Below are 12117 nucleotides of genomic sequence, written 5' to 3' on the forward strand. Positions count from 1 at the left end.
TTATATGCTTGATTTTCACTATCTATATTTCATAGCATCCACTTTTTCAGTGACCTCAGCACAGCGACGAGGAGGCTCGGCACTCGTCCGCGGAAAGCAAAGTGTATTCATGCTGCGGGTTAAATAACAATTAGGCCTAGGGCTTGGTATTCTTACAATCCGTTAAAACAATATTCTTGTTCCAATGGTTGCTCATTCTCTATGGAATCTGCTTAACACCTTTTATTATTTCTAGTTTTTTCAACAAATAGTTGATAACGTTTTATAAGTAATTTATTCTCCAACTAAACCGGTGCTTTGCTTCCATCATGGAGCAAGACATTTTTTCAGTAAATAAAGTGTGAAGATCAAAGAATCACAATAAATAATTATTCAATATCCTTGAGATAAAGCAGATACATGTCAATTTAGATGCTTGTGAATGAAAGTGGGAGAGCATATAAAAAAGCGCTAAAGATGAAAAGAGTTTCCTTAGCGCTTTTTGTTCGTTATTGTTTAACAGCTTCTTTTAGTTCTTTCCCAGGTTTAAAAGCAGGAACTTTAGAAGCAGCAATCTGAATTTCTTCCCCTGTTTGAGGGTTGCGGCCTGTTCGGGCTGCGCGGTCACGTACTTCAAACGTACCAAATCCAATTAACTGGATCTTTTCTTCTTTAGCAAGAGTAGTAGAGATAGTTTCAAATAATGAATCTATCGTTTTTGAAACATCTTTTTTTGTTAATTCTGTTTGTGCAGCGACAGCATTGATCAATTCTGTTTTATTCATATTAACACACCTCAATTTTAAATTGTTTGTAGAAATGATAGCATAACACAACTAATAGCAGGATTTCCAATTTGATTGATTACTATACATTAATTTAAAAGAAATAGACCTAAACCCTTAAATTTAAATTGCTGCATGTATTGCATGGAAGGATTGAGAAGAAGGGTGATTGTATAGACAAGTTTGATAGATAACTATCACCTATTTTTCCACAGGTTTCTTCCCGCTAATATCACAAAAGATGGTTGGAAATTAGCGAATCTTAAGCAGAATAACGATTAAAATTTAAATTTAAGATTAATAAACCTAACATAAGGAAAGCGCATAAGATATAACTTGGATGGGTATTAAATAGTTAAACAACAAGATGGAACATCATGCAAGCCCCTTACTTTTAAGAAAGAAAGGGGCTATGTTCTTAATCAAATTGGAAATCAAATCACTTGGAGAGATATATTTAATGGGAAATAGAACCAGTAGGAGTACTAAAAGTATCATTCATTTTTATATAGGAATTAGTTAAATTAACGATATTTTAATAAGATGTTAGCCAACATTTTGATGAATAAAACAGCAGCTTCAATATAACAATAACTGAACGAACAAACGTTGTTTTCTTCTTTTGTTTTTTAAATACTTCATCTTTCCGGATTTCTTTAATTTATTTATAGTATGTTATAAATAAAAGTAACATAATCATTAAAGGGAAAACAAAGGAGGACATATGCAAGATTTTGACCAAAGGAGGGAGTACAATGAAGAATTCTTATAAGATTTACAACACTGGAGTGGAGGCTACTTTGGAAGTAATCGGGGGAAAGTGGAAACCTGTGATTCTCTTTCATTTAACATTTGGAAAGAAAAGAAACAGTGAATTGAAAAGCTTGATACCAGCAATAACTCAAAAAATGTTAACACAGCACCTGCGTGAGCTTGAAGATGAAGGGGTCATTTTGCGCATTTCTTATAATCAAGTTCCACCAAAAGTGGAGTATGAGTTGACAGAATACGGATGGAGCTTAAAGGAGGTTCTGCATCTAATGTGTAGATGGGGAGATACGCATATAGAGAGGAAGTATGAGGGGAGAGCTACCATTTTGGCGAATTCACATCTTAAAGACGTAGAAAACATATAAGAAGCCGACCAATTGTATACGAAGGTCGGCTTTTTAATTTTAGGGGATGACTTTGCGTTTGCGGAAATCGTTGAAGATATTAATAAACATTGCTTCGGTATCAACGTATTCGTGAAAACCAAAGCGGCGGGCCTTTGTTCCGTCTGCAAAGAAATCATAATCCCAAGAGAAAACAAAATCACCGAATTGCCAGGAAGATACTTCTTTATACGAATGCCTGGTAAGCCCATGATTCTCGATCATTTTGTTCCAAAGTTGATCTTTGTCGGCCATAACTACATCAAGTGACATCTGTAATGGAGGAGCTATTTCCAATCCAAAGTAGTGAGCGATCTTCGGCCATAATTCATCCCAGCGAAATAAATCACCGTTTGTGATATTGAATGCCTGATTGGCACACCGTTCTTCAGTCGCTGCCCAAACTGTTGCCTTTGCGAGAAGCCCCGCATCCGTCATTTCCAAGAGGCTGGTATATGCACCCGGCTTGCCTGGAAACCGCAGTGGAAGTCCAAGCTCCTTCGAAATGGAGGCATAGATTGCAATAACCATGGCGAGGTTCATAGGGTTACCTAGTGAGAAGCCGCAAACTACAGAAGGACGGATTGCTGACCAAGTCCAAGACTTGCCTTTTTGCCTTTCTTCTAAGAAAACCTGCTGATCAACATTAAATTCGGGCGGCATATGGTTAGCGTCTGTTTCACGGGCTGGTGTCTTGAAAGGACCGAGATGTGCTCCGTATACTTTGTATCCCTGCATCAAGCTGATATGTTTTAACCCCAACGCAATTGGTTCGATTGCATCTACAGTATTCACTAGCATGCTTAGGTTAGGTGGAACAAGTTCTGCCCAAGTTGGTCGGTCCTGATAGGCGGCATAGAAGATGTGTGTTACCTCAGTTAAACCGCTTAGCTTCTTACGTGTGTCTTCTATGTCGAGTAAATCCGCTGCCACATATCGAACACGGCCAACAGATTCTCCACCTCGACGTGATACGCCAATGACGTCCCAATTAGGGAGTGTAACGAGATGATCAATAAGGTTTCGGCCAATGACTCCATTTGCGCCTATCACTAGTGCTACATTGCGTTTGATTTGAGGTATATGATTCATAGTTTTGCAGCTCCTTCTCTAATGTGATTTGTTCCCTGTTATTTTGTATGAAGGAACCAAATTTGAGAAGTACGCACTTTGAAGTGGTATAAGCACTTTTTTGTAATCCAGCAGTGTTTATAAGCAGTTTCCTTTTAATCAAACATTAAAAAACTTAATTCATACCTTGTTTTAAGAGGCGTTAAAAATTTATTATTATGTATTGCTAGTTTTTATAAGTGTACTCAATGAAATGACGGAATTTTTAATAAAATCCCAATCTTTCAGTAACGTAAATGACAGATTGGGATTTTTTATACGGGAGTATCCTTCATTTTATAAATTGCGTTTTGCTAGTGATACCCCTATAAGCTCTTCTTTTTTATATTTTAAATCTTTATTATTTCGAAAACTTTTATCAATCGAAGAATTGAGTGAAAACAGCATCACTTTGACCAGGTGCCTTTTCTTGAAATCCACGCATGATACACATTGGTGCTTCTGCAATGAAATATGTGGTGTATATATCTTTAGGGTGATCAAATCCTATTCGATGAAACCAGGCATGCAATAAAGAACCAGCTAGATTAAGTTTTGTAATTGAAGGATCGTCAAGCAATATTGGATTGATTGTAACGTCTAAAGAAACCTTGAACTGCTTTTTAGCTGTGTTAGCTCGTATGTTGAAATGCTCTCTTGGTTCTGGAATGTAGTAGTTAATTTTTGCTGCAGCAGCATTACCCGTACCATTTTCACTAAAACGTTGCGTTAATGTGTTCATCGCAAGGTTGATAGCTTCTGTTCCACTCGTAATACGAGGTCCTTTAAACCAAAGAGGTGTTAAATTATGGGTTGCGTATTTTTGTGTACATGAATTAAGTTGCGACAGGTAAGGACTGGATTTTTTTAGTTGGAAAAAATGTTGTTGCCAGAACGTAATCACAATAAGAATTAAAGCTCGAATACGATTTGTTTGAGAGGGAGTAAAGCGTGTATCCACATCGAAATAAATAAAAGGCGGTAGAGATGGTCCCACTGGCAGTGCAGGCAGCGCTAACTCAATTCTGCGATAAGAAGGTTTATCACGCATTAGAATTACTCCTTTCTTAAAATTTTAAGTTTCTTTCATCATTTTTTAAGAAGGATATCCCCTATCTATACTATTCAAATTGATAGAAAAAAGGTTGGACAAGTTCATTAATCTATTAAATAAATGGTGAGAAAAATAGTTTGAAACATGTATACCTGAAAGTCGAGTTAACTGGTACGAGCTTGCATGCGTTTCTAATATTTTTTAATTTTATAAACATTAAGGATGTTTGTTTATAAAATTATAAACAAAATAATAAAATGTTTGTTAAATCATTGAATATCCTTGATGTGTGTAATAGTATATATTGTATTACCCAACATATGTTGAAAATATTTGTTTATATATAAACAATAATTTGGAGTGTTTAAAAAATGGAATTTTGGGATGCAGCGGTAGAGGAATTAAAACAAGGCTATATAGAACAAAAAGAGGGGTATGTCTGCTTACTTTGTGGAGAAACCGTCGAAAAAGGCATTATATATCCTCAGGACGATATGTTATATGAAGCAGAGAAATACATGCAAATTCATATTCAGGAAAAGCATCAGTCTGTTTTTGCTTACTTAATAGGCTTAGATAAAAAGCTTACCGGAATGACAGAGCACCAAAATAATTTTCTTTCTCTTTTTTATCAAGGAAAAAGCGATGCGGAGGTGCAGCAGGAGCTTGGCATTGGCAGTGCTTCTACGATTCGCCATCATCGTTTTGTTTTAAAAGAAAAAGAGCGGCAAGCGAAAACATTTTTAGCCTTAATGGAATTGTTAAAAGAAAAAGATCAGCATACTCCTGCATTTGTCCCGGTTCATAAACAAGCGAAAATGGTCGATGAACGGTACAACATAACAGAAGAAGAACAACAAAAAGCGGTTAGTAAATATTTTTCAGAAGGAAAGCTCGAGAAATTTCCGTTAAAGGAAAAACAAAAGCTGATGGTGCTTCGGGAAATAACAAACCGCTTAGATGATGACAAAAAATATACAGAAAACGAATTAAATGATGTGTTAACAGCGATTTATGACGACTATGTGCTGATTCGCAGATATTTAATTGAGTACGGCTTTGTAGACCGCAAAGCAGATGGCAGCAGCTATTGGCTGAAAAAATAAAGAAATAGGTGAATGAAAATGGATCGAAAAAAAGAACTAAAGCAGCTTTATAAAGAAACACCGATTAAAGCAGGCATATACAAAATTCAAAACAAAAAAAACGGTAAAGTGTTTATTGGAAGTACACGAAATATTAAAACATTAAATGGCGTCAAATTTATGTTGAATAAAGGTGGCCATACAAATAGAGAGCTTGCAAAAGAATGGAAACAATTTGGAGAGGATAGCTTCACAGTGGACGTGATTGAGATTTTGAAAAAGAAAAATGATCCTTATTTTAATGAAAAAGAAGAATTGCAGAAATTAGAAGACAAATGGCTAGAGGAATTTCAGCCATATGGAGAACGTGGTTATAACTAAACGATAGAAGGCTGTTTGACGGGGAAAACGTCAAACAGCTGTTTCTATTATTCTAGTTTCGTCAATTCGAAGTAATCTGTGTGAAGTTCTAAATAAATTTGTTGTTTGTCTTTTTGAAATACGTAAGCTTTCCCTTCAAAGTTTTTTTCTTCATTCCACCCTTCTTCTTTAATTTTTTCAAAATAATCAGTAGGATGAATTTCTCCATCTTCTGTTGTTTCCTTTCCAATGCTAATGAGTTCATATTTTTGATAAACGGATTTATCTTTTGTGGCGTTTCCTCGTTTTTCTTTCGCATTAGCAGGAATTGGGAAGTTAGATTGAAGACGAGAATAAGTGAAATCCTCTTTTTCACTATACTCATTCGAGCAGCCAACTAGTAAAAGGAAAAAAACAAACATACAAACATACTTTTTTTTCAAATCTTAACCTCCATTATCGTTTATTTATTATATTGGATACTCAAACCTTATATCCCTTTTATGGTTTTTGTCGAATTTTGTAAAAAAATCGATAAATCTAAAAAAACGAAGATAAAACCAATAAAAACAAAGATAAAATCCAGATTCGACTTTTATTGAAGCAGGATAGCAGACAAAAATGGAGAATAGATTAGTAAACGAGTTTATTACAAAAGGAGAGATGTGCATATGTTCTCAACACCAGTAAAGGGAGAATATCCAGCTTATTTTGAAAATTATATAAATCTTGTCGGGGAAGGAAGCATTATTGAACACCTTGCGAAGCAGATTGATGAAACATCCTCTCTACTTATGAGCTTAACGGATACACAAGCGGACTTTCGTTATGCAGAAGGAAAATGGTCGGTAAAAGAAGTGATTGGACATATTACAGAAACAGAGCGGATTATGCAATATCGGGCATTGCGTATAGCAAGAGGCGATCAAACCTCTCTTGCAGGATACAATGATGAAGAATATGTAAAAGAAGCGATATTTTCTGCCCGTTCCATGGAAGATTTAGTTGAGGAATGTAAAATCGTGAGGCAGTCAACAATTGCGCTTTTAAAAGGATTGCCAGAAGGGACTCCAGCAAGAATGGGCTATGCGAACAACGGAGAAGTATCCGCAAACTCCATCGCATACATTATCGCTGGACATGAATTGCATCATTTAAAAATTCTGAAGGAACGTTATTTCATTTTACAATAACAGAGGAGATTTTTATGGAGATTGATGAAATATACGGTGATTTGCCTACGTTACAAACCGAACGTCTTATTCTTAGAAAAATAACGTTGGAAGATCTAGACGATATGTATGCGTACGGTTCGGACGACGATGTAACAAAATATGTTACGTGGGATACGCACCAAACATTGTCAGATACAAAAGGTTTTTTGCAATTTGTACTCAATCAATATCACAATAAGAAAGTAGCTCCTTTGGGAATCGAATATAAAGAGAGCGGAGAATTAATTGGCACGGTCGATTTTGTTTGGTGGAAGCCATATCATAGAAGTGCGGAAATCGGTTATGTTCTTTCCAAAGATTATTGGGGTAGAGGCATTATGACAGAAGCAGTGAAAGAACTGATCAAATTTGGCTTTGAAAAAATGGATTTAATCCGCATTCAAGCAAGATGTTTTACGGAAAATATCGGATCAGAACGAGTAATGCAAAAAACAGGAATGTCCTTCGAGGGCATCATGAGAAAAGGAATGTTGATTAAAGGAAAACATCAGGATTTAAAGACATATTCTATATTAAGAGAAGAATTCATTAAAACAAGCGCTGGGATATAAGGAAGTCGCTTGTTTTTTTGTTGTTTGGATGGTGAAAACAGGGATTACCGCGTGGAAGTAGAATGAAGTACGTATAAATGAAATAATCGAGAGAAAGATGTTGTCTACCGCGAAAAAAAGTGGAGTACCGCGAGAAAAAAGAAAATGCCGCGAGAAAAAGTGGAGTACCGCGAAAAAAAGGAAAATGCCGCGAGAAAAAGTGGGAGCATCGCGAAAAAAAAGAAATTACCGCGAAAAAAGCATGGCCCCTTAAAAAAATACCGCAGGAAATTATACGATATTAAGTATTCAATAAAAATGTTAATACTAGTTGGCTGTTCTCAACAGATGCAACGTGTGATAAACTGTGGTTGTCATAATTTTCTAATTAATACTCATTCAAGATAATAATTTGGAGGTAATATGTACACTTACGATTTGTTTGAAATATCCGGGTCTTTTACATTATTAAGACCTATTTTCATCAATGTTTATCATTTTTGCTTTGATTCTGTTTGTTATGATTATCTTTCCTAGAACAAGACGAAAATTCATTAATGGGTTTGCTGTTATCAGTTTATCGTTAGTCTCTTTAATCATATCTGCTCAAGTTATATACTATGATGCAATTATTGTCGATGAACTTGGTCTTGGTGGAGATGAGGTTACTACCTTTATGTGTTTAGCAGTTATAGCTTTTAACTTTTTGAATCCAATGGTGTATTTCAGTATTGTTAATCATAAAAAGGATTCAAAGCTGAATCCTTAAAATAGAGAATTTGCGACACCCCGATATAGTAACAGTAACGGGGTGTTTCCTTTAGCCCTCTTGTCTTTTTTATAAAAAATAAGTAAGCTTCATTGAAAGCTCCCGAGAATACCTTTAGAAATGTTTATTTTTATAACCAAATGTCAACTCCCTCAAATTGATTTTTCCTTAATAGTACTCAGCTTAAAATAGGCTAAAGTAGTAATGAAAAGCCCGAATGCTGATAATATGCTTCCAGCAGCTAAAAAATTATTTATATAGCCCTTCAACATAGTATTGTAAGTATTAGGATCGGCTCCACCTTGCTCTACTAACCAATTTTCCGCACGTGACACACCAAATTTCACACTACAAAACAGCATCACAAATCCAATTATGCCAATTAAAGACCCTATGATTAAAGCGCCGATTAAATTCTCTTTTTTCATAAAATTTCCCCCAATCATATGAAATATTGGTAAAATCTGATGATACAAGTTTATCATACATGGGGAACAGACCACGATCCAAATCATTTTTGTACTGGATAAAAGAAAAATAACACGAAGCACTCCATTGTTCTAAAAAATAGAATCACGGGGTGTTTTTTTTGAAAAAATCGAACGAAATCCCGATATCCTACCAATATATAGTATAAAACAACAAGGAGGGATGAGGATGGAGGAGCAGAACGAGTATAATCAGCTCATTACACGTATTTTATCTGGCAGTGAGCAAGCATATACGGAGCTTTATGACAAAACGATTCAATTCGTTTATAAAAATGTTCAAAAGATCGGAATTAATCCAAAAGATATAGAGGGTGATGACATCCCAGCCAATCTAAAAGCAGACTACGAAAAAACAAGTGATTTTATCGAATATGTGAATGAAAAACAAGTACAATAAAGGCAAGAAAAGCTGCAATCTCAATGGGAGGTTGCAGTTTTTTTGCGAAACCCCAAATTCATCTCCTAAAAAATGCTATACTAAAATTCGAATGCTAGAATCTTTTTTATTTATTAATCGTATGTATCTTCTGAAAGGGGTGAAATAAATGGGAAAAACAACGAAAGTAATGACAGGAATTATTTCCACTGCATTTATGTTGAATTTGGCAGCATGCAATAACCAAACGGATGAAGAGTACACAACCACACAAAAAAATCCTGATCCGCCATCTGATGCGAATTGTGATAAGTGGGAATGGGACGACGATGATGGAGTTTGGGAATGTGAGGACCGTCATTCCAGCCATTATGGGCATTATTTTTACGGAGGCAGTTATTATAACTCAAGGTCAGCCTTACATAACAGCAAATATTATAAATCGCCAACTTCTTCTAGTAAAAATTCTTCCGTGAATTCCAGGAACTCAACTAACAGTTCTTCGGTCGATTCAGGAAGTTCAAGTGAAACGAGTAAATCAGTGAAAAGAAGCTCTGGTTTTGGCAGCGGTTCAAAAAGTTACGGAGGATAAAAGAAAGGGAGAATAACATGAACTTATATATCAATTTTGCCTCCTATTTAGGGGTGGCTTTGCTTTTACTAGTAATCGGCATTCTTTTATTTATGTTTAGTACACCGAAATTAAAAGAAATGAAACTGATTGCTGAAAAAAATCTTAGTGCCGCATACGTGCTTGGCGGAAAAGTAATCGGGCTTGCGATTGTGCTTGGAGCAGCAGCGGAATATTCTGTTTCATTAGTTGATATGGCAATTTGGGGAGCTATCGGCATTGTCGTACAAATTGTTGTATTTATTTTAGCAGAAGTAATCACAATCCGTTTCAGCATCCATAAAGCAATTGAGGACGACAATCGTGCAGTAGGCATGATGCTGTTTTCTCTGTCAATTGCAATCGGCTGGATTGTGGCGAAGTGTCTATCTTATTAAGAAAAGCGCAAGCGCCTTGTTCAGCCCCGAAGAAAAATGTTATCTTTCTTATGTTATTAAAAAGGATGAAGACAAATGAAAAAACTCACCTATTTTATTGATAAAGGCAATGACGACTATCAGCCGTTTTACGAATATGAAATTCCGACTGTTGGCGTCGATGAATTATACGCCCGCCAGCTTTGTACGTATTTTATTATGAGAGGGCAGCAATACGAACTCATTTCCAATGAGATGGCAGAAGACGAAGAAATTCTTGTATTGAAAGATATCGGCAGAAATTCATCTGGATTAGATGAGCAAAACTATCGTGGAAAAGGATTACATATCGAGATTCGCAGACATAGGGAAGCGGAGAATTACCGGTTGCTTACGGTGATTCCGTGCAGCGCCCATTTTGATATTATCCGCTATCTATTAAAAGACATCATCGATATTCCTGCTATCGGGCAAAAAGCAGTAACGTCCTCTGAAATTGATGAAGATAGGGGCGTTTATGTCCTGTATGTGAAGGATATTGGGGAGGAGTCATAATGTCTCATTATCAGCAAAAAAGACAGCAATTTTACAGTCGAATCGATTCATTTTGGGCAGATCTTTATAACGAAGAGTATGCCCTTTATGATACCGCCATGATAAAAAAACAACAGTTGCAGCAGCTTCGTATTGCCAGTACACGAATTGGCAGCATTTTTTTCAAAGTGTGCGATTTATTGCGGCAAGTGCCTGATCAAACATTGCTAGAGATGGGATTTCCAGAAGAGACGCTTGCTTTTCTCCGGTTAAAAACATTGCCTGTTGAAAGTGTGATTTCTCGCCTCGACCTCATTCCATCCGGCTCCAGCTATAAATGTATTGAAATAAACAGCGATACACCAACGTTTATTAAAGAACTTTTTTATATAAACGGAAAAGTGTGCAAAGAATTTTCAGTGGAAAATCCGAATGAAGGCATGGATATGTTTCTCGGAGAAGTGATTCGAACGACGATTCAACAACTTCAGCAGCAAACGGTGGTGTTTACTGCCCATGAAGACAATATTGAAGACAGAGAAACGGTTATTTATTTGCAAAAAATCTCCGGGGTGCCATCCAGATTCATCCCCCTTCATAAACTGCAAATCGAAAAAGGGGTCGGTCTTTTTGATGAGGAAGGAAACAAAATTGATGTTTTGTACCGCCAAACGTTTCCGATTGAAAATTTAATCAGCGATGAAGATGAGGATGGCAATAAAATCGGCTTGTGGCTTTTAGAATTAGTGGAAGAGGGGAAACTGAACATTATCAACCCACCGTCTGCGTTTCTTTTGCAAAACAAAGCGGTGCAGGCAGTTATATGGGGACTGCATGCAGAAAACCATGCTTTTTTTACAAAAGAAGAGCATGACTGGATCGAAGAATATTTTCTGCCAACCTTTTTAGAGCCGGATTATTTTCTAGAATCAGGCCTGCCATTTGTGAAAAAGCCAGCATTCGGTAGAGAAGGGGATACGGTCGAAATTTATAATCATGAAGGAAAGCTGGCACATGCAGACAGCCAAACATCATATACCGATTATCTGCCTGTTTACCAGCAATATATCGAGCATCCCGAGATAAGTTTTAACAGTGAAAAAGGAAAACAACAAGGCAAGCTATTGATCGGCAGCTTTTTAGTAAGCGGAAAGGCAGCGGCAGCAGGCTATCGCATCGGCGGAACGATCACGAATAATTTATCTTATTATTTGCCAATGGGATTGGAAGATTAAGCAGGATTTTTTTATAATAAAGGTAAAAATCCAAATCTGGAGGATGCGATGAAATTTGCAGAATTAATAAAACCAACTGTTGCCTGGGAAGAAAGACTGGAAGAAGGCGATGACCTTTTTACAGAGGAAAATTTGGAAGCAACAAATGAAGTGTTGAATGCATTTATTTTACAGCTACAAAACCTTGGCGAAAATACAACAGACGAAGCCGTTATCGCATGTGTAAAAAATGTAGTATTACGCTTAAATGAGATAAACGAAACATTCGAATACTTTATCGAAACGATGGAAAGAGAAGAACTATACGAATTTATAGTCGAAGCTGCAAGCATAGCCGGATTGCAATGGGAAGAAGATATAACAGAAGAATGGCGCGAATGGTAGAGCATGGGTGGCTCGACCATTCGCTTTTTTTGTGGAGGCTATTTGCCCA

17 protein-coding genes are annotated in these 12117 nt (G+C 36.5%); 12 read left to right on the forward strand and 5 right to left on the reverse strand.

All coding sequences use genetic code 11. The features are described 5' to 3' along the window. Positions 1-488 precede the first annotated feature (488 nt). Complete coding sequence (hbs, locus tag ACTYA4_RS01655) at positions 489-764, reverse strand: non-specific DNA-binding protein Hbs (RefSeq protein ID WP_443482560.1); 276 nt, start codon at positions 762-764, stop codon at positions 489-491. A 755-nt stretch (positions 765-1519) separates the two neighbouring features. Between hbs and ACTYA4_RS01660 the strand changes: the two genes are divergently transcribed. Continuing rightward, positions 1520-1900: a winged helix-turn-helix transcriptional regulator gene (locus tag ACTYA4_RS01660; RefSeq protein ID WP_443482561.1), complete on the forward strand. Its 381-nt coding sequence runs from the start codon at positions 1520-1522 to the stop codon at positions 1898-1900. A gap of 39 nt (positions 1901-1939) precedes the next feature. Here ACTYA4_RS01660 and ACTYA4_RS01665 read toward each other — a convergent pair whose 3' ends face one another. Beyond that, a complete protein-coding gene (locus ACTYA4_RS01665) occupies positions 1940-3010 on the reverse strand; it encodes an SDR family oxidoreductase (RefSeq protein ID WP_443482562.1) in 1071 nt (356 codons plus the stop codon). Positions 3011-3407: 397 nt separating this feature from the next. Further along, positions 3408-4079, reverse strand: a complete 672-nt coding sequence (locus ACTYA4_RS01670; protein ID WP_443482563.1) for a hypothetical protein — start codon at positions 4077-4079, stop codon at positions 3408-3410. A 374-nt stretch (positions 4080-4453) separates the two neighbouring features. On the opposite strand from ACTYA4_RS01670, the gene ACTYA4_RS01675 reads away from it, so the two are divergent. Both ACTYA4_RS01675 and ACTYA4_RS01680 read left to right on the forward strand, forming a co-directional pair. Next, a complete protein-coding gene (locus tag ACTYA4_RS01675) occupies positions 4454-5188 on the forward strand; it encodes a DUF2087 domain-containing protein (RefSeq protein ID WP_443482564.1) in 735 nt (244 codons plus the stop codon). An 18-nt stretch (positions 5189-5206) separates the two neighbouring features. Beyond that, on the forward strand, positions 5207-5548 hold the full coding sequence (locus ACTYA4_RS01680) for a GIY-YIG nuclease family protein (RefSeq protein WP_443482565.1): 342 nt from the start codon (positions 5207-5209) through the stop codon (positions 5546-5548). A gap of 47 nt (positions 5549-5595) precedes the next feature. On the opposite strand, the gene ACTYA4_RS01685 is transcribed toward ACTYA4_RS01680, so the two are convergent. Beyond that, the gene (locus ACTYA4_RS01685) at positions 5596-5970 is read right to left on the reverse strand and encodes a hypothetical protein (RefSeq protein WP_443482566.1); all 375 of its coding nucleotides are present in this window, start codon (positions 5968-5970) and stop codon (positions 5596-5598) included. A 228-nt stretch (positions 5971-6198) separates the two neighbouring features. Between ACTYA4_RS01685 and ACTYA4_RS01690 the strand changes: the two genes are divergently transcribed. The 3 genes from ACTYA4_RS01690 (at position 6199) to ACTYA4_RS01700 (ending at position 8061) form a co-directional block, all read left to right on the forward strand. Further along, entirely contained in the window at positions 6199-6720 is a 522-nt protein-coding gene (locus ACTYA4_RS01690; RefSeq protein ID WP_443482567.1) for a DinB family protein, read from the forward strand. A 14-nt stretch (positions 6721-6734) separates the two neighbouring features. Beyond that, positions 6735-7313, forward strand: a complete 579-nt coding sequence (locus tag ACTYA4_RS01695; RefSeq protein WP_443482568.1) for a GNAT family N-acetyltransferase — start codon at positions 6735-6737, stop codon at positions 7311-7313. Between the two features lie 466 nt (positions 7314-7779). Then, positions 7780-8061 (forward strand): hypothetical protein, encoded by a 282-nt coding sequence (locus ACTYA4_RS01700; RefSeq protein WP_443482569.1) that lies wholly within the window; start codon positions 7780-7782, stop codon positions 8059-8061. A 152-nt stretch (positions 8062-8213) separates the two neighbouring features. Here ACTYA4_RS01700 and ACTYA4_RS01705 read toward each other — a convergent pair whose 3' ends face one another. Beyond that, positions 8214-8489 carry a hypothetical protein gene (locus ACTYA4_RS01705; protein WP_443482570.1) on the reverse strand — a complete coding sequence of 92 codons (276 nt, stop codon included), beginning with the start codon at positions 8487-8489 and terminating at the stop codon, positions 8214-8216. Between the two features lie 229 nt (positions 8490-8718). Between ACTYA4_RS01705 and ACTYA4_RS01710 the strand changes: the two genes are divergently transcribed. From ACTYA4_RS01710 to ACTYA4_RS01735, 6 genes are all read left to right on the forward strand, one after another. After that, positions 8719-8949 carry a DUF3600 domain-containing protein gene (locus tag ACTYA4_RS01710; RefSeq protein WP_443482571.1) on the forward strand — a complete coding sequence of 77 codons (231 nt, stop codon included), beginning with the start codon at positions 8719-8721 and terminating at the stop codon, positions 8947-8949. 148 nt (positions 8950-9097) lie between these two features. Then, a complete protein-coding gene (locus tag ACTYA4_RS01715; RefSeq protein WP_443482572.1) occupies positions 9098-9520 on the forward strand; it encodes an aminotransferase yhxA in 423 nt (140 codons plus the stop codon). A 17-nt stretch (positions 9521-9537) separates the two neighbouring features. Next, positions 9538-9936 carry a DUF350 domain-containing protein gene (locus ACTYA4_RS01720; protein ID WP_443482573.1) on the forward strand — a complete coding sequence of 133 codons (399 nt, stop codon included), beginning with the start codon at positions 9538-9540 and terminating at the stop codon, positions 9934-9936. A 75-nt stretch (positions 9937-10011) separates the two neighbouring features. Next, positions 10012-10470, forward strand: coding sequence for an RNA helicase (locus ACTYA4_RS01725; RefSeq protein ID WP_443482574.1), 459 nt, complete (start codon positions 10012-10014; stop codon positions 10468-10470). Beyond that, complete coding sequence (locus tag ACTYA4_RS01730; RefSeq protein ID WP_443482575.1) at positions 10470-11684, forward strand: glutathionylspermidine synthase family protein; 1215 nt, start codon at positions 10470-10472, stop codon at positions 11682-11684. The genes ACTYA4_RS01725 and ACTYA4_RS01730 overlap by 1 nt, the downstream gene beginning before the upstream one ends. A gap of 48 nt (positions 11685-11732) precedes the next feature. Beyond that, positions 11733-12068, forward strand: coding sequence for a hypothetical protein (locus tag ACTYA4_RS01735; RefSeq protein WP_443482576.1), 336 nt, complete (start codon positions 11733-11735; stop codon positions 12066-12068). Positions 12069-12117: the final 49 nt, after the last annotated feature.

This window comes from Niallia yueguangensis (assembly GCF_052663115.1).